Genomic DNA, 16,307 nt, shown 5'->3' with positions numbered 1-16,307 from the left:
GGCTAGCTCACCACGTCGGGTCCGCTGCGGCCGGTGCGCGCGGTGATTCCCGCGATCTCGTCGGCGGCGGCGATGACCGGCGCCAGCACCTCGGATACCGGCAGGTCCAGCCGCCCGGGCGCGTCGACATACTCCTCCAGATAGACCCTCAGCGTCGCGCCCTCGGTCCCGGTGCCCGACAGCCGAAAGACGATCCGCGCGCCGCCCTCGAGCCCGATCCGCAGCCCCTGCCCCTCGGACCGGCTGCCATCGACGGGATCGTCATAGGCGAACTCGTCCGCCGCCACGATCCGCCGCCCAGCGGCCAGCGTCCCGACAAGCCCGGGCAGGCGGGCGCGCAGATCGTCCAGCATCGCCCCGGCAAGCCCCGCATCCAGCGCCTCGTAATCGTGGCGGGCATAGTAGTTGCGGCCGAACTCCCGCCAATGCGCGCGCAGCATGTCCGCCACCGAAGCCCCCGTCTCGGCCAGGATGTTCAGCCACAGAAGCACCGCCCAAAGCCCGTCCTTCTCGCGCACATGGTCCGATCCGGTCCCGGCACTTTCCTCGCCGCACAGCGTCACCCGGCCGGCATCCAGCAGGCTGCCGAAGAATTTCCACCCCGTCGGCGTCTCGTAAAGGGCTAGGCCGCGCGCCGCCGCGACCCGGTCGACCGCGGCCGAGGTCGGCATCGAGCGCGCCACGCCTGCCAGCCCCCGCGCATAGCCCGGCGCCAGATGCGCATTCGCGGCCAGCACCGCCAGGCTGTCGGAGGGTGTGACCACGATGCCGCGGCCCAGGATCATGTTCCGGTCGCCATCCCCGTCCGAGGCCGCGGCGAAATCGGGCGCATCCGGCCCCATCACCAGGTCGACCAGCGCCTTCGCCCAGATCGGGTTCGGGTCCGGGTGGCCGCCGCCGAAATCGGGGCTGGGGACTGCGTTGACGACGCTGCCTTCGGGCGCGCCCAGCATGTCCTGCAGGATCGCCCTGGCATAAGGCCCCGTGACCGCATGCATCGCGTCGAACCGGATCGTGAAGCCGCAAGCGATCAGCCGCGCGATGGCGCCGAAATCGAACAGCCGCGCCATCAGCGCCGCGTAATCGGCAACCGGGTCGACGATTTCCACCACCATGTCGCCCAGCCGCGTGGCGCCAAGCTGCGACAGGTCCACATCCTGCGCCTCGAGGATGGCATAGCTCTCCAGCCGCCCGGTCGCCTCGAAAATGCGCGCGCCCAGCTCTTCGGGCGCGGGGCCGCCATTGGGGCCGTTGAACTTGACGCCGAAATCCTCCTCCGGACCGCCGGGATTGTGGCTGGCCGACAGGATGATGCCGCCATCCGTCCCGCGCTGGCGGATCAGGTTCGAGGCCGCGGGGGTGGACAGCAGCGCGTTCTGCCCCACGATCACCCGCGCCGCACCGCCCGCCGCCGCCATGCGCAGGATCACCTGCGCCGCGCGGTCGTTGAAATAGCGGCCGTCGCCGCCCAGCACGAGGGTCTTGCCCTGCACCCCGCCGATCGCGTTCCAGACCGCCTGGACGAAATTCTCCAGGTAATGCGGCCCCATGAAGATGCGGGTCTTCTTGCGCAGCCCCGATGTGCCGGGTTTCTGCCCCTCGATCGGCCGGGTCTGGATCGTCCGTTTCTGCATGCCTGTCGGTCCCCTCCTGCCCGGCCACCCGCACGGGCAGGCGCGAGCATAGCGCCGCCGCCCCGGACCACAACCCACGCAGCCGTGACGGCCCCGCCCGGCCGCATGGCGTTGCCAAACCGGGCCGAAACGGGTGATTGATGCGCCCGGCGCCCTAGCTTGGGTGCCAGGGGATTCGCCGTGAAGGAGGCCGGGCCGCCATGAGGCTGACCGTGAACGGAACCGAGCACGATCTCGATATCGAACCCGAGATGCCGCTTCTGTGGGTGCTGCGCGATGTGCTGGGCCTGACGGGCACGAAATACGGCTGCGGCATCGGCCAGTGCGGCGCCTGCACCGTGCATCTGGGCGGGCGCGCGGTGCAGTCCTGCCAGATCGCGGCGGGCGATGTCGATGGCCCCGTGACCACCATCGAGGGGCTGGGCACGCCCGAGGCGCCGCATCCCGTTCAGGCCGCCTGGATCGAGACCCAGGTCGCGCAATGCGGCTATTGCCAGTCGGGCCAGATCATGGCCGCGGCCGCCCTTCTGGCCGAGACGCCCCAGCCCGACGCGGCGCAGATCGACGCCGCGCTCGACGCCAATCTCTGCCGCTGCGGCACCTATCCGCGGATCCGCGCGGCGGTGCGGCTGGCCGCCGACAAGCTGCGGGAGGGCTGAGCCATGGCAGGCATGGGCAAGATCGCGCGGCGGGGCTTCCTGATCGGGGCGGCGACGGTGGCGGGGGGCCTTGCGCTGGGCGTCTATTCGCTGCGCCAGCCCTATTCGAGCCCGCTGTCCAAGGACCTGCCCCCGGGCATGGCGGCGCTGACGCCCTATGTGGTGATCGACCGGACCGGGGTCACGCTGATCACCCCGCGCGCCGAGATGGGCCAGGGCGCGACCTCGATCCAGGCCGCGCTGCTCGCCGAGGAACTGGATTACCCGCTCGATGCGGTGCGCACCGATCCCGGCATCCCCGCCCCGGCCTATTACAATGCCCGCATCGTGGCCGAGGGGCTGCCTTTCGCCGCAACCGATACCGGCTGGCTGGCCGAGACCGCGCGCGAGACCGGCGCGATGGTCGGCAAGCTGATGTCGCTTCAGATCACCGGCGGCTCGACCACCGTGCCCGACGCCTATGACCGGCTGCGCATGGCCGGCGCCACGGCGCGCGCGATGCTGGTCACCGCCGCCGCCCGGCGGCTGGGCCTGGACGAGGCCGCGCTGCGCACCGAGGCGGGCGCCGTGATCGCGCCCGACGGCACGCGGCTGTCCTATGTCGAGCTTGCGCCCGCCGCGGGCAGGCTGCTGGAACCGCGCAAGGTCGCGCTCAAGGACCCCTCCGACTGGCGGATCCTGGGCAAGCCGATGCAGCGGCTCGACATCGTGGCCAAATCGACCGGCACCGCGCGCTACGGCATCGACCAGACCGCGCCGGGGATGCTGTTTGCCACGGTGCGCACCAATCCCGCACGCGGCGGCGGCGTGCTGAGTTTCGATGCAAGCCGGGCCGAGGCGATGCGCGGGGTGGTCAAGGTCATGCGCCTCCCCGACGGCATCGGCGTGCTGGCCGACAACACCTGGCGCGCCTTTCAGGCCGCGAAGGCGGTCGAGATCGAATGGGGTCCCGCACCCTCGCCCGCGAATACCGAGGCGCTGTTCGACAGCATCGCGGGCGCGTTCGAGACGCGGCGCGACAGTCGCCTGAAGAACGAGGGCGACGTCGAGGCCGCGCTGGCGGGCGGCGCGGATGTCGAGGCCGAATACCGCGTGCCCTTCCTCGCCCATGCGCCGCTGGAACCGATGACCGCCTTCGCCTGGTTCCGCAACGGCATGCTGGAATTGCGGGCGGGCACCCAGATCCCGCGCTTCGTGATCGACACCGCACAGCGGCTTTCGGGGCTGCACGAGGATCTGGTCGGGCTTTACGCTCTGCCGATGGGCGGCAGTTTCGGCCGCCGGCTGGAGGATGATTTCATCGACCAGGCGGTGCGCCTGGCCTGGGCGGCCGAGGGACGGCCCGTAAGGCTGACATGGTCGCGCGAAGAGGACATGGCCCGCGATTTCCCCCGCCCGGCCGCCATCGCGCGCGGTCGCGGCCGGGTCGAGGGCGGGCAGGTCGCGGCGCTCGATCTGGCGATCGCCGCGCCCTCGGTCTCGGCCTCGCAGATGGGGCGGCTGGGCGTGCCCACGATGGGCCCCGACACCGCCATCGTCGCGGGCGCCTGGGACCAGCCCTTCGCGATCCCGTCCTGTCGCGTGACGGGCCATCGCGCGCCCGAAACGGTGCCGGTCAGTTCCTGGCGCTCGGTCGGGGCCTCGGCCAATGCCTTCTTCCATGAAAGCCTGATGGACGAGCTGATCCACGCGGCGGGCGCCGATCCGCTGGCCGAACGGCTGCGGCTTTGCACCCACGCGCCCTCCGCCCGGGTGCTGGAGGCGGTGGGCCAGCTATCGGGATGGGGCACAGATCCGGGGCCGGGGCGCGGACGGGGGCTGGCCTTCTGCCTGTCCTTCGGGGTGCCCTGCGCCGAGGTGGTCGAGGTGACCGCGACCGCGGAGGGCATCCGCATCGACCGGGTCCTTGCCGTGGCCGAGGTCGGCCGGGTGCTGGACCCGGTGAATATCGAGAACCAGATCCAGGGCGGCGTGATCTGGGGGCTTGGCCACGCGATCTGGGGCGAGCTGACCCATGCCGAGGGCCGCGTCGAGCAGGCGAATTTCGACAGCTACCGCGCGATGCGGATCGGCGAATGCCCCGAGATCGTCGTGCAGGCGCTGGGCAGCGGCGGGCCGGTGCGCGGGATCGGCGAGCCCCCCGTGCCGCCCGCGGCCCCGGCCCTGGCGAACGCGATCTTCGCAGCGACGGGCCAGCGCCTGCGCAGCCTGCCGCTGGCCCGGTCGGTGCGCTTCGTCTGAGCGGGAAGGGGGGCGCTGCCCCCCGTCCTTGCGGACTCCCCCCGGGATATTTCCGGCCAGAAGAAGGACGGATCAGGGGGCGGCGACCGCCTGCTGGCGCTGCTGGCCCAGCCCCTCGACGCGCAGTTCCATCACGTCGCCGGGGCGCAGGAAGCGCGGCGGCTTCATTCCCATGCCCACGCCCGCAGGCGTGCCGGTGGCGATCAGGTCACCCGGCAACAGCCGCATGAAGCGGCTCATGTAGCTGATGATCTGGCGCACCGAAAAGATCATGTCCGAGGTGTCGCTGTCCTGCACCCGTTCCCCGTTCAGATCGAGCGAGAGCGCCAGCGCCTGGGGATCGGGCACCTCGTCGGCGCTCACCAGCCAGGGGCCTATGGGGCCGAAGCCGGGGGCCGACTTGCCCTTGATCCACTGGCCGCCGCGTTCAAGCTGAAAGGCGCGTTCCGACACGTCATTGACCACGCAATAGCCCGCCACATGGGCCAGCGCGTCGGCTTCGGAGACATTCTCAGCCGCACGCCCGATCACCACGCCCAGTTCCACCTCCCAGTCGGTCTTTTCGGACCCTTTCGGGATCACGACCGGATCATGGGGGCCGGACAGGCAGGAGCTGGCCTTGGTGAACAGGATCGGCTCGGCCGGCGGTTTCGAGCCGGTTTCTGCGGCGTGTCTGGCGTAGTTCAGCCCGATCGCGTGGAAATTCGGCACCGCGGCGAGGCAGGGGCCGATCCGGGCGCCCGGTTCGATCAGCGGCAGCGTGGCCGGATCGAGCGCGCGGATCGCCTCGAGCGCCTCGAGCGACACGCCCGGCCCGGCGAAATCGGGGACGCGGCCCGAGAGGTCGCGCATCCCGCCCCCGGCATCCAGGATCGCCGGTTTCTCCTGGCCCGCGGGGCCCACCCTCAACAGTTTCATGCGTCCCTCCCCTGTCATGTGCCGCCGCGCCGGCGGGTTGCGTCAGCTATACCGGGCGGGCGGCGCTTGTCGAGGGTGCCGCGCCAATGCAAACGGCCCCGCGGGTTGCGCGGGGCCGGCAGGCAGGATCGGGGGGCGGGTCAGGCGGTGGCCTGGGCCTTCTCGATATCCTTCTTGATCTTCAGCACCTTGCTGGACAGTTCGTCCTCGCGCGCCTTGGCGAGGAAGGCGTCCAGCCCGCCGCGGTGATCGACCGAACGCAGCGCAGCCGCCGAGATGCGCAGCTTGAACGAGCGGCCCAGAACGTCGGACAGCAGCGTGACCTCGTTCAGGTTCGGCAGGAAGCGCCGCTTGGTCTTGTTGTTGGCGTGGCTGACATTGTTGCCGACCATCGGCCCTTTACCGGTCAGTTCGCAGACGCGCGACATGGGGTTCTTCCTCGTCTCGAATAGCAGGGGGCGCCGCAGGGGCAGCGCCGCGAATTCCGTCGCGGTGCATTACGGGCAATCCCGGGGGGCGTCAAGCGATTCATGGGGAAAGCGGGTCAATGGCATGCATAGCGCGCCACGAAGCGCCTGAGGATCGTTTCGGGCAGGCGCACATCCTCGGCCCGGCACATCGCCACCAGGTCATCGGCGGTTTCGGGCGGGAAATAGCCGCGGTCGCGGTAGATGCGGATGCGCAGCTCGAACCCCGCGCTGTCGGCCTCGGGGTGGAACTGCGTGGCATAGACGTTCGCCCCGTAGCGGATCATCTGGAACGGGCACGGGTCCGAGGACAGCAGATGCACGCAGCCCGGCGGCAGCGCCTGCACCGCCTCCTTGTGGCCGACAAAGGCGCGGAAGGTGTCAGGCAGGCCCGCCAGCAGCGGATCAAGGCGCCCCTCTTCGGTCAGATGGCAGGTGGTGGCGCCGACGGGTTCGGAATAGCGGCGCTTCGACACCTCGGCGCCCAGGTGATGGGCAAGGATGCCGATACCGTAGCAGCAGCCCAGAAAGGGGATGTCGCGCGCGGTGATCTGGGGCATCAGCCCCATCACCGCCGCCTCGATCCGCCGCTCGACCGGGGATTTCGCGGCCTCCGGGTCCGAGACGCAGCCCGGACCTCCGCCCACGATCACGCCCGAACAGGCGTCCAGATCCAGCCCCGCGGGCAGCGGTTCGGCATCCAGCCGGATGCGCCGCACCTGATCGGGGGACAGCCCGCCCTTGGCCAGGATGGCGGCGAACTCGTCATCGGCGGCCTCGGTCTCGGGGCGCAGTTGCAGCACCAGAAAGGGCTTCACGGCGCCGCCCCCAGCGCGGTCAGCATCTCGGCGGTGGCCCGTTCCACGCTGGTCTCGCCCGCCGCCACCTGCGCGCCCAGCGCCGCCATCCGCGCCCGCATCGCGGGATCGTGGTCAAGCCGGGCCAGAAGCCCGCGCCGGACCTCCTCGGCGAACCAGTAGCGCGCCTGTTCGGCCCGCCGCGCCTCGAAATGCCCGGTTTCGCGCCGCCATTGGGCCAGCGCCTGCATCTCGGCCCAGGCATCCGACAGCCCCGCCTCCTGCAATGCCGAGACGCAGATCGCCTTGGGGAAATCGGGCGGATCCTGCGGGCGGCGGCGCAACAGCCGCAATGCGCCCGCGTAATCGGACCGGGTGCGTTCGGCCGCCGGTTTCAGGTCGCCATCGGCCTTGTTCACCAGGATCAGGTCGGCCATCTCCATGATGCCGCGCTTGACGCCCTGCAATTCATCGCCGCCCGCGGGCGCCATCAGCAGGATGAACAGATCCGTCATCTCGGCGACCATGGTTTCGGACTGGCCCACACCCACCGTCTCGATCAGCACGATGTCGAAGCCCGCCGCCTCGCACAGGCTCACCGCCTCGCGCGTGCGCCGCGCCACGCCGCCCAGCGCCGACTGGCTGGGCGAGGGGCGGATGAAGGCATCCGGGTCGCGGCTCAGCCGCTCCATCCGGGTCTTGTCGCCCAGGATCGAGCCGCCCGACCGCGCGGAAGACGGGTCCACCGCCAGAACCGCGACCTTGTGCCCCTGCCCGGTCAGCATCATGCCGAAGCTCTCGACAAAGGTGGACTTGCCCACCCCCGGCGTGCCTGACAGCCCGATGCGCAGCGCCTGCCCCGGCGCATCGGCCAACAGGTCCAGCAAGGCCCGCGCGGCGGCCCGGTGATCGGCCCGCCCGCTTTCGATCAGGGTGATCGCACGCGCCAGCGCCCGGCGTTCGCCGGCGCGGATGCGGGTGGCAAGATCCTCGATATCCATGGGCGGCTCCGCTGCTGCGCGGTCCTTCTCTTGCCGCGTGTGCGGGGGGCTGTCCACCCCTCTGGCGACCCCGCTGGCCAGCCCTCTGGCGAAGCGGGGCGGTTTCGCCCATAACCCACGGCCATGACGCCCCTGCCCATAGACGCCGCCCTGCCCGACCTGATCGCGGCCCTTGCCCGCGCACGCCGCGGCGTGCTCCAAGCCCCCCCGGGTGCGGGCAAGACGACGCGGGTGCCGCTGGCGCTGTTGCAGGCGGGCCTGACGGGGGGCCGCATCGTGATGCTGGAACCAAGGCGACTGGCCGCCCGCGCCGCCGCCGAACGCATGGCCGAGACGCTGGGCGAGGATGTCGGCGAAACGATCGGCTACCGCATCCGGGGCGAGGCCAAGGTCGGACGCAGAACCCGCATCGAGGTCGTGACCGAAGGCATCCTGACCCGGATGATCCAGTCCGATCCGGGGCTCGACGGCATCGGCGCGGTCATCTTCGACGAGTTCCACGAACGATCCCTGGCCGCCGATCTGGGCCTTGCGCTGGCCTGGGAGGTGCGCGGCGCGCTGCGCGAGGACCTGATCCTGCTGGTGATGTCGGCCACGCTGGACGCCGCCCCGGTGGCCGCCCTTCTCGACGACGCCCCGCTGGTCAGTTCCGGAGGCCGCGCCTTCCCGGTCGAGACATTCTGGCTCGACCGCCCCCTGCCCAAAGGCGCCCGCCTGCCCGAGGCCACGGCCGATCTGGTCGCCCAGGCGCTGGCCGAGACCCAAGGCGGCCTCCTCGTCTTCCTGCCCGGCGAGGGGGAAATCCGCCGCTGCGCCGCAGCCCTTGCACCCCGCCTGCCGCCCGATTGCCATATCCGCCCGCTCTACGGCGCCCTGCCCTTCGCCGAGCAACGCGCCGCGATCCGCCCCGAGCCCGAAGGGCGCAAGATCGTCCTTGCCACCGCCATCGCCGAAACCTCGCTGACGATCGAGGATATCCGCGTCGTCGTCGATGCCGGCCGCGCAAGGCGCGCGCGCTTCGACCCGAATTCGGGCATGGCCCGGCTGGTGACCGAACGCGTCACCCGCGCCGAGGCCGACCAGCGCCGCGGCCGCGCCGGGCGGGTTGCGCCGGGGCGCTGCTACCGGCTCTGGACCCGCGGCGAGGAGGGCGCGCTCGCCGCCTTCCCCCCGCCCGAGATCGTCGCCGGCGACCTGACCGGGCTCGCGCTCGACCTCGCGCTCTGGGGCACGGCCGATCCCGGCGCGCTGGCCCTGCTGACGCCCCCCAATCCCGGCGCTCTGGCCGAGGCGCGCGCGCTGCTCACCGCCCTCGGCGCGCTCGACGGCAAGGGCCGCGTCACCGATCACGGCTGCGCGCTGGCCGCGCTGCCGCTGCATCCCCGGCTCGGCCACATGCTGGCCATCGCAGGCAAACAGGCCGCCCCGCTCGCCGCCCTGCTCGAAGACCGCGACCCGCTGCGCGGCGCAGGCACCGACCTGACGCTACGCCTGCGCGCGCTGGCCGACCCCCGCGCCGAGACGCCCATCCCGCCCGACCGCGCAACGCTCGCCCGCATCCGCACCGAAACGAAGCGGCTGGCCGCCCGCGCCCCCGACAGCCCCCGGCCAATGTCAGCGGGCGAGATGGCGTCGCTTGCCTATCCCGACCGCATCGGCCTGCGCCGCAAGGGCGAGGCGCCGCGCTTCATCCTGTCGGGCGGCAAGGGTGCCGTGATGGACGCGGCCGACCCGCTGGCGGGCCAGCGCCTGATCGTCGCGCTCGATCTCGACGGCGACACGCGCGAGGCCCGCATCCGCCTCGCCGCCCCGCTGACCGAGGCCGAGCTGCGCGCCACCCATGGCCCCGCCATCGCCTGGCACGAGATCTGCCACTGGTCAGGCCGCGAAACCCGGGTGGTCGCGCGCCGACAGGAACGTTTCGGCGCGCTTGTCCTCGACGACCGCCCCTGGCCCGACGCGCCGCCCGAGGCCATGGCCCGCGCCGCGCTCGACGGTATCCGGGCGCTGGGGCTGCCCTGGACCGATTCCGCCCGCCGCTTCCAGGCCCGGGTCGAGTTGATCCGCCGGCAGGGCGCGGACCTGCCCGACCTCTCGGACACCACGCTTCTGGACCGTCTCGACGACTGGCTCCTGCCCCATCTCTCCGGCGCGCGCAGCGCCGAGGATCTCCGACGCCTCGACCTCCTGCCCGCGCTCCGCGCCTGCCTGAGCTGGGACCAACAGCAAGGCCTCGACCGCCTCGCACCGGCGCATTTCGAAACCCCGCTCGGCCGGCAAGTGCCCATCGACTATTCCGGCGACAGCCCGGCCATCGAATTGCGGCTTCAGGAACTCTTCGGCACCACGACCCATCCCTGCATCGGCCCGAACCGCCTGCCGCTCCGGATCACGCTGCTGTCGCCTGCACAGCGCCCGGTGCAGGTCACGACCGACCTGCCGGGCTTCTGGGCGACCAGCTATTCGGATGTCCGCAAGGACATGCGCGGGCGCTACCCCAAACATCCCTGGCCCGAAGACCCCACCGCCGCCACGCCCACATTGCGCCGGAAACCCCGGCCCTGAGCGTCTGTCAGACCGAGCGCCTGCGGCGCACGCCATTTATCTCGGGCCCGGCCCTCCGGCCGGTCCCTCGGGTGGCGCCCCACTCCTGACCGCTTTTTCTTCTTGGCCCAAATACCCCCGCCGGAGGCGCCGCGCGCGCCCGCGCGCGGCCACGCCCAACCCCGGACAAGCGGGGTGCAAGCCCCGCGCGGGCCGGGGGCGGGAGCGCCCCGTCAGACGCCCAGGCACCAGCGCAGGATCGCCTTCTGCGCGTGCAGCCGGTTCTCGGCCTCGTCGAAGATCACCGAATGCGGCCCGTCCATCACCGCGCTCGTCGCCTCCTCGTCGCGATGGGCGGGCAGGCAATGCATGAACAGCGCATCGGGCTTCGCCGCCGCCATCAGCGCCTCGGTCACCTGGTAGGGGCGCAACTGGTTGTGCCGCCGTTCGCGCGCCGATTGCGGGTCATGCATGCTCACCCAGGTATCGGTCACCACGAGGTCCGCGCCCTCGACCGCCTTCACCGGGTCGCGCTCGATCTCGACCCGCACGCCGCTGCCCCGCGCCTCCTCGACGAAGACCGCCTCGGGGTCGAGCGTCGGCGGGCCGGTGAAGGTGAAATCGAACCCGAACTGCCCCGCGGCCTGGAGGAAGGACGCGCAGACGTTGTTGCCGTCGCCCGACCAGACCACCTTGCGGCCCGCGATCGGGCCGCGGTGCTCCTCGTAGGTCAGGATGTCGGCCATGATCTGGCAGGGATGGGTGCGGTTCGTCAGCCCGTTGATCACCGGCACCGTCGCGTGCTCGGCCATCTCGTGCAGCGTCGCCTCCTCGAAGGTGCGGATCATGATGAGATCGACATAACGCGACAGCACGCGCGCGGTGTCGGCGATGGTCTCGCCGTGGCCCAGCTGCATGTCCGCCCCCGACAGGACCATGGTCTGCCCGCCCATCTGGCGCACGCCCACGTCGAAGCTGATCCGGGTCCGGGTCGAGGGTTTCTCGAAGATCAGCGCCACCATCCGCCCCGCGAGCGGCTGGTCGTCGTCGGGCGCGCCCTTCGGCCGGCCGGCGCGGGCCGCCTTCATCGCGCGGGCCTGGTCGATCATCGCCCGCAGCGCCCCGGCCTCGGTCCGGTTGATGTCGAGGAAATGGGTCATGCGCCCGCCCCCTCCAGCGCCGCCGCGGCGGCCTCCAGCCGCGCCACCCCCTCGGCGATCTCATCGTCGGTGATGTTCAGCGGCGGCAGCAGCCGCACCACGTTGTCGGCCGCACCCACCGTCAGAAGCCGCTGGGCATAGCCGGCCTGCACGACCTCGGTGTTCGGCACCCGGCATTTCAGCCCCAGCATCAGCCCCGCCCCGCGCACCAGTTCGAACACCTCCGGGTGCGCGGCCACCAGCCCCTCCAGCCGCTGGCGCAGAAGCCCCGCCTTGCGGTTCACCTCGGTCAGGAAGGCGGGCTCGGCCACGATCTCCAGCACCGCCTTGCCCACCGCGCAGGCCAGCGGGTTGCCGCCATAGGTCGAGCCATGCGTGCCGACCGTCATGCCGCTGGCGGCCTCCGCGCTCGCCAGCACCGCGCCCAGCGGAAAGCCGCCGCCGATGCCCTTGGCGATCATCATGATGTCGGGCGCAACCCCGGCCCATTCATGGGCGAACAGCCTGCCCGTCCGGCCCATCCCGCATTGCACCTCGTCGAAGATCAGCAGCGCCCCGGTCCGGTCGCACAGATCGCGCAGCCCCTTCAGGCAGGGTTCGGGCAGCGGCCTTATGCCCCCCTCGCCCTGCACCGGCTCCACCATGATCGCCGCCACATTGCCGTCGACGGCGGCCTCAAGCTCTGCGCCATGGGCCGGAAAGGGCAGATGGACAAAGCCCGGCAGCAGCGGGCCGAAGCCCCTGGTCATCTTCTCCGACCCCGCCGCCGCGATCGCGGCCGAGGACCGGCCATGGAACGCGCCCGCGAAGGTGACGATGTTCACCCGCTCGCTCTGGCCTTTGTCATACCAGTATTTGCGCGCCATCTTGACCGCGAGTTCGCAGCTTTCGGTGCCCGAATTGGTAAAGAACACCGTGTCGGCAAAGGTCTTCTCCACCAGCGCATCGGCCAGCGCCTGCTGTTCGGGAATGCGGTAAAGGTTCGACAGATGCCACAACCGGCCCGCCTGTGCCGTCAGCGCCGCGACCAGCGCGGGATGGGCATGGCCCAGCGCGTTCACCCCGATCCCGGCGCCGAAATCGAGAAAGCGGCGGCCATCCGTGGCGGTCAGCCAGGGGCCTTCGCCCCGCTCGAATTCCAGCGGCGCACGGTTATAGGTCGGCAGGATGGACGGGATCATGCGGAAAATCCTTGGGATCAGAGGCCAAAGGGGTGCCCCACGGCCGGGATCGTGTCAACGTGGGAGAGGAAGACGCGTTGGCGCACGCGCAGGCGGCCGGGTCAGGCCCGGCGGCGGCGTCGGCGCGAAAGGGGGCGGCACAGCGGCGTCATGGCCGCCCCGATAGCGCGGTTTCGACGCCCTGTCCAGCACCGGGGCGGCCCCACGGCCCCGGTTGCGATCCGCTCAGACCTGGGGATGCACCGCGCCCGGTCCTGCGGCCTCCTTCGGCGCGGGCGGGGTTGCGGCCAGCAGCGCCAGCGGCCCCAGCAGCACGGTCAGCAACCGGCCATTCTCGCGCCGGGTGATATGCCAGCCGATATAGGGCAGCGTCTGGTTGTCGGCCTTCCAGGGGCGCGGCTCGGCCCAGTCATCCGCAAGCCGCAGGCACAGGAAAACCGGCAGCGTTCCGCGCCGTTCGGGGATCATCACCTTGAAAAGCGTTCTGGGCATCCTTCGATCCGTTCCTTGGGGGCGCGCGCGCCCCGGTCTGCTCGGGAATCTATTCCAATTCAGGGGTTTGACCACAGCCTTTCCGCGGCATTCAGGCGTTTTTTCCGTGACGCCCCGCCGCCAGCGCCGCAAGGTCCTCCGGCGAAAGCCGCAGCACCGCGCCATGGGCAAAGCGGCTGGCCCAGGTCTCGTCCCGGCCCAGAAGGTGCTGGGCGGCGCGCATCAGCCCGGCATGGGTCACCGCCAGCCAGTCCTGCGCGGCACCCAGCCCGGCCAGCGCCTCGGCCACCCGCGCGGTGAACATCGCCACGCTTTCGCCGCCATGCGGCCGCGCATGCCAGAAATCCGCCGCCCAGGCATCGAGTTCCGCGCGCGGCACCGCGTCCCAGGCCAGCCCTTCCCAGGCGCCGAAATCGATCTCGATCAGGTCCGGCGCGACCTCGACCGGCAGCCCGCGCGCCGCACCCACATGCTCGGCCAGCGCCCGGCAGCGGATCAGGGGGCTGGTCAGCACCCTTGTCACGGGCGGCAGATTGGCCAGGACCCCCGCGGCCTCGTCGGCGAATCGCGGGCCGGGCGGCAGGTCGAGACGGCCGTAACAGGTGCCCGGCGCCACATCGGGGGCGGTGTGGCGCAGCAGGATCAGACCCATGCCAGCACGCCCAGCAGGATCGCCAACTCGGTCAGTTGCTGCACCGCGCCCAGCCCGTCGCCGGTATAGCCGCCCAGCCGCCGACGCAGCATCGCGCCGATCCACAGCGTCACCCCCGCCGCCGCCGCCAGCGCGCTCAGCGCCGCCCCCGGCCCCGCCGCAACCGCCAGCCCCAGCGCCGCCACCGCCCCGGTGCCCAGCACGATCCAAAGACCGCCCGGCCCGATCTCGGCCAGGCTGGCAAAGCCCGCCTTGCCCTCGGGGCGTGCATAAGGCAGCCGCAACATGGTCAGCACCACGAAGACCCGGCTCAGCCCATGCGCCGCGATCAGCGCCGCGACCGCCGCCCCGCCCAGATGCGCCAGCGCCCCGGCCTTGAGCAGCAGCACCAGCACCAGCGCGACCGTGCCATAACTGCCGATCCGGCTGTCGCGCATGATCTCCAGCGCATGTTCGCGGCTCTGCCCGCCGCCCAGCCCGTCGGCGACATCGGCCAGCCCGTCCTCGTGCAGCGCGCCGGTCAGCCGCACGCCCGCCGCCAGCGCCAGCCCCGCCGCCACCCATTCGGGCAGCACCAATGCCGCACCCCAGAACACCAGCGCCACGACCGCACCGATCCCCAGCCCCACCAGCGGGAACCAGCGCGTGGCCCAGGCCATCCGCTGCGGCGTGAAACCCGGATCGGGGGGCACCGGCAGCCGGGTCAGGAACCCCGCCGCCAGCAGGATCAGCCGCCCCTCCTGGACCAGACGCCCGGTCATGCCGGCCCCGTCACCCCGGCATCGGCGAAACTGGCCATCTCGGTCAGCATCGCCGCCGCGGCCTTCAGCAGCGGCCAGGCCAGCAGCGCGCCCGTCCCCTCGCCCAGCCGCATGCCCAGCGACAACAGCGGCTCGGCCCCCAGCGCGTCCAGCAGCGCGCCATGGCCCTGTTCCTCGGAGCGGTGGGCAAAGACCATCGCATCGCGCGTTCCGGGCGCCAGCCGCACCGCCGCCAGCGCCGCCGACGTGGCGATGAACCCGTCCACGATCACCACCCGGCCCGCCTCTGCCGCGCCGATCATCGCGCCCGCCATCATCGCGATCTCGAAGCCGCCATATTCGGCCAGCGCCTCCTGCGGGGCCAGGTCGCCGGTGCGCGCCGCGGCCCGTTCCAGCACCGCGCGTTTCTGCGCAAGGCCCGGATCGTCCAGCCCGGTGCCGCGCCCGGTCAGCACGTCCAGACCCACGCCGGTCAGCTTGTGCCCCAGCGCGGCGGCCGTGGCGGTGTTGGCGATCCCCATCTCGCCATAGGCGACCGCGTCCCAGTCGCCATCGGCCCCCAGCGCGCGGCCCGCCTCAAGTGCGGCGGCGCATTGCCCGGCGCTCATCGCCGGGCCGGTCAGGAAACTGGCCGTGCCCGCGCCTATCCGCCGCTCGATCAGCCCCGCGACCCCGAAGGGTTCCCCCGCCACGCCCGCATCGACCACGCGCAGATCGGCCCCGACGCTGCGGGCAAAGACATTCGCCGCCGCCCCGCCCGAAAGGAAGTTCAGCACCATCTGCCGCGTCACCTCCTGCGGGAACAGCGACACGCCCTCGGCCGCGATGCCGTGATCGGCGGCGAAGATCGTCAGCTGGCAGCGCTCCATCCGCGGCGTCAGACTGCCCTGCACCAGCCCGATCCGACGCGCCAGCGCCTCGATCCGACCCAGCGAGCCGGGCGGCTTGGTCTTGAGGTCGATCCGGCGTTGCAATTCGGCGGCAAGGGTCTCGGTCATGGTCGCTCCGGTTTCTTGTGACCGCGCCCTGATAGTCGCGCCCGCCCGCCCCGGCAACCGGCACCCGACGCCGCAGCCGCCCCGGACGACCGCCTCAGCCGCCCGCCGCCATGCCCGCCAGGAACACCGCGACCGCCCGGTCGACCCGGGCACGCGCGGCCTCCAGCGGCTCGTCGACGCCGTCGGTCCGCAGCAGCCGCTCCAGCGGACAGGGCAGCGCCATCCGGTGCAGCAGCGCCGCCGCCGCCCCGGGATCGTCCAGCGCGATCTCGCCCCGGCTCATCCCGCGCTCCAGTTCCTCGCGGATCAGCCGGCGCACGGCCAGCGGCCCCTCCTCCAGCATGCGCGCGGCCAGGTCCGGCTGGTGCGGCGCCTCGGCGATCGCCGCGCGCATCACCTCCAGCGCGGCCGACCCCGTGCCCGGCAACCGCTCGGGCGTCAGCAACAGCCGCAGCCGCTGCGCCAGCGGCAGCGCCTGCTGCACGTCGCCAAGCGGCCTCACGATCCCTTCGCGCAACCGGCGCACCAGCGCCTCGACCAGTCCCGCCCGCCCGTCGAACAGCTCGTAAAGCGTGCGCTTGGACATCCCCGCCTCGGCCGCCACCGCATCCATCGAGGTGCCCTGCAACCCGCGCGACAACAGCACCCGCTCGGCCGCGTCCAGAATCACCCGCGCGCGTTCCTCGGGGTCCATCCGGGGCGGACGCCCCCGGCGCGGCATGGGTTTGCCCATCCTTGCGGCACTTTCCTCGACCAGATCGCCCCCGCGGGCCGGGCCGGGCGGATTCCCGCTTGCACGAAC

15 protein-coding genes are annotated in these 16,307 nt (G+C 71.9%); 3 read left to right on the top strand and 12 right to left on the bottom strand.

What is annotated here, in order from left to right; all coding sequences use genetic code 11:
• Positions 1-2: 2 nt before the first annotated feature.
• On the bottom strand, positions 3-1,634 hold the full coding sequence (locus NHN26_RS03295; protein WP_253088102.1) for an alpha-D-glucose phosphate-specific phosphoglucomutase: 1,632 nt from the start codon (positions 1,632-1,634) through the stop codon (positions 3-5).
• Positions 1,635-1,834: 200 nt separating this feature from the next.
• On the opposite strand from NHN26_RS03295, the gene NHN26_RS03290 reads away from it, so the two are divergent.
• Positions 1,835-2,293: a (2Fe-2S)-binding protein gene (locus NHN26_RS03290; protein ID WP_253088101.1), complete on the top strand. Its 459-nt coding sequence runs from the start codon at positions 1,835-1,837 to the stop codon at positions 2,291-2,293.
• A 3-nt stretch (positions 2,294-2,296) separates the two neighbouring features.
• Positions 2,297-4,534, top strand: a complete 2,238-nt coding sequence (locus NHN26_RS03285) for a xanthine dehydrogenase family protein molybdopterin-binding subunit (RefSeq protein ID WP_253088100.1) — start codon at positions 2,297-2,299, stop codon at positions 4,532-4,534.
• Between the two features lie 72 nt (positions 4,535-4,606).
• Here the strand turns inward: NHN26_RS03285 and NHN26_RS03280 are convergent, their stop codons facing one another.
• From NHN26_RS03280 to meaB, 4 genes are all read right to left on the bottom strand, one after another.
• A complete protein-coding gene (locus NHN26_RS03280) occupies positions 4,607-5,452 on the bottom strand; it encodes a fumarylacetoacetate hydrolase family protein (protein ID WP_253088099.1) in 846 nt (281 codons plus the stop codon).
• 140 nt (positions 5,453-5,592) lie between these two features.
• Positions 5,593-5,880: a 50S ribosomal protein L28 gene (rpmB, locus tag NHN26_RS03275; protein ID WP_253088098.1), complete on the bottom strand. Its 288-nt coding sequence runs from the start codon at positions 5,878-5,880 to the stop codon at positions 5,593-5,595.
• Between the two features lie 116 nt (positions 5,881-5,996).
• Entirely contained in the window at positions 5,997-6,737 is a 741-nt protein-coding gene (locus NHN26_RS03270; protein ID WP_253088097.1) for a glutamine amidotransferase, read from the bottom strand.
• Positions 6,734-7,717 (bottom strand): methylmalonyl Co-A mutase-associated GTPase MeaB, encoded by a 984-nt coding sequence (gene meaB, locus NHN26_RS03265; protein WP_253088096.1) that lies wholly within the window; start codon positions 7,715-7,717, stop codon positions 6,734-6,736. The genes NHN26_RS03270 and meaB overlap by 4 nt, the downstream gene beginning before the upstream one ends.
• 123 nt (positions 7,718-7,840) lie before the next feature.
• Between meaB and hrpB the strand changes: the two genes are divergently transcribed.
• Positions 7,841-10,282 carry an ATP-dependent helicase HrpB gene (gene hrpB / locus NHN26_RS03260; RefSeq protein WP_253088095.1) on the top strand — a complete coding sequence of 814 codons (2,442 nt, stop codon included), beginning with the start codon at positions 7,841-7,843 and terminating at the stop codon, positions 10,280-10,282.
• A 212-nt stretch (positions 10,283-10,494) separates the two neighbouring features.
• Here the strand turns inward: hrpB and argF are convergent, their stop codons facing one another.
• The 7 genes from argF to NHN26_RS03225 all read right to left on the bottom strand — a co-directional run bounded on the left by argF (position 10,495) and on the right by NHN26_RS03225 (position 16,226).
• Positions 10,495-11,421, bottom strand: a complete 927-nt coding sequence (gene argF / locus NHN26_RS03255) for an ornithine carbamoyltransferase (protein ID WP_253088094.1) — start codon at positions 11,419-11,421, stop codon at positions 10,495-10,497.
• Complete coding sequence (locus NHN26_RS03250) at positions 11,418-12,602, bottom strand: aspartate aminotransferase family protein (RefSeq protein WP_253088093.1); 1,185 nt, start codon at positions 12,600-12,602, stop codon at positions 11,418-11,420. The genes argF and NHN26_RS03250 overlap by 4 nt, the downstream gene beginning before the upstream one ends.
• Before the next feature lie 225 nt (positions 12,603-12,827).
• Complete coding sequence (locus NHN26_RS03245) at positions 12,828-13,094, bottom strand: hypothetical protein (protein WP_253088092.1); 267 nt, start codon at positions 13,092-13,094, stop codon at positions 12,828-12,830.
• A gap of 91 nt (positions 13,095-13,185) precedes the next feature.
• Positions 13,186-13,746: an alpha-ribazole phosphatase family protein gene (gene cobC / locus NHN26_RS03240; protein WP_253088091.1), complete on the bottom strand. Its 561-nt coding sequence runs from the start codon at positions 13,744-13,746 to the stop codon at positions 13,186-13,188.
• Positions 13,737-14,507 carry an adenosylcobinamide-GDP ribazoletransferase gene (cobS, locus tag NHN26_RS03235; protein WP_253088090.1) on the bottom strand — a complete coding sequence of 257 codons (771 nt, stop codon included), beginning with the start codon at positions 14,505-14,507 and terminating at the stop codon, positions 13,737-13,739. The genes cobC and cobS overlap by 10 nt, the downstream gene beginning before the upstream one ends.
• On the bottom strand, positions 14,504-15,505 hold the full coding sequence (gene cobT / locus NHN26_RS03230; RefSeq protein ID WP_253088089.1) for a nicotinate-nucleotide--dimethylbenzimidazole phosphoribosyltransferase: 1,002 nt from the start codon (positions 15,503-15,505) through the stop codon (positions 14,504-14,506). Before cobT ends, cobS begins: the two co-directional genes overlap by 4 nt.
• A 94-nt stretch (positions 15,506-15,599) precedes the next feature.
• Positions 15,600-16,226 carry a TetR/AcrR family transcriptional regulator gene (locus tag NHN26_RS03225; RefSeq protein WP_253088088.1) on the bottom strand — a complete coding sequence of 209 codons (627 nt, stop codon included), beginning with the start codon at positions 16,224-16,226 and terminating at the stop codon, positions 15,600-15,602.
• Positions 16,227-16,307 lie beyond the last annotated feature (81 nt).

The sequence above is a fragment of the Rhodovulum tesquicola genome (assembly GCF_024128855.1).
GTDB lineage: Bacteria > Pseudomonadota > Alphaproteobacteria > Rhodobacterales > Rhodobacteraceae > Rhodovulum > Rhodovulum tesquicola.
Note: the sequence above shows the minus strand (reverse complement) of the source record. Positions and strands in the feature narration are given on the sequence as shown.

What these genes read in the sequence shown, in the direction of transcription:
- meaB (WP_253088096.1), bottom strand. Translation starts at nt 7,717, where the DNA reads ATGGATATCGAGGATCTTGCCACCCGCATCCGCGCCGGCGAACGCCGG.
- NHN26_RS03290 (WP_253088101.1), top strand. Translation starts at nt 1,835, where the DNA reads ATGAGGCTGACCGTGAACGGAACCGAGCACGATCTCGATATCGAACCC.
- cobC (WP_253088091.1), bottom strand. Translation starts at nt 13,746, where the DNA reads ATGGGTCTGATCCTGCTGCGCCACACCGCCCCCGATGTGGCGCCGGGC.
- hrpB (WP_253088095.1), top strand. Translation starts at nt 7,841, where the DNA reads ATGACGCCCCTGCCCATAGACGCCGCCCTGCCCGACCTGATCGCGGCC.
- NHN26_RS03245 (WP_253088092.1), bottom strand. Translation starts at nt 13,094, where the DNA reads ATGCCCAGAACGCTTTTCAAGGTGATGATCCCCGAACGGCGCGGAACG.
- NHN26_RS03285 (WP_253088100.1), top strand. Translation starts at nt 2,297, where the DNA reads ATGGCAGGCATGGGCAAGATCGCGCGGCGGGGCTTCCTGATCGGGGCG.
- NHN26_RS03225 (WP_253088088.1), bottom strand. Translation starts at nt 16,226, where the DNA reads ATGCCGCGCCGGGGGCGTCCGCCCCGGATGGACCCCGAGGAACGCGCG.
- NHN26_RS03280 (WP_253088099.1), bottom strand. Translation starts at nt 5,452, where the DNA reads ATGAAACTGTTGAGGGTGGGCCCCGCGGGCCAGGAGAAACCGGCGATC.
- cobT (WP_253088089.1), bottom strand. Translation starts at nt 15,505, where the DNA reads ATGACCGAGACCCTTGCCGCCGAATTGCAACGCCGGATCGACCTCAAG.
- argF (WP_253088094.1), bottom strand. Translation starts at nt 11,421, where the DNA reads ATGACCCATTTCCTCGACATCAACCGGACCGAGGCCGGGGCGCTGCGG.
- NHN26_RS03250 (WP_253088093.1), bottom strand. Translation starts at nt 12,602, where the DNA reads ATGATCCCGTCCATCCTGCCGACCTATAACCGTGCGCCGCTGGAATTC.
- NHN26_RS03295 (WP_253088102.1), bottom strand. Translation starts at nt 1,634, where the DNA reads ATGCAGAAACGGACGATCCAGACCCGGCCGATCGAGGGGCAGAAACCC.
- cobS (WP_253088090.1), bottom strand. Translation starts at nt 14,507, where the DNA reads ATGACCGGGCGTCTGGTCCAGGAGGGGCGGCTGATCCTGCTGGCGGCG.
- rpmB (WP_253088098.1), bottom strand. Translation starts at nt 5,880, where the DNA reads ATGTCGCGCGTCTGCGAACTGACCGGTAAAGGGCCGATGGTCGGCAAC.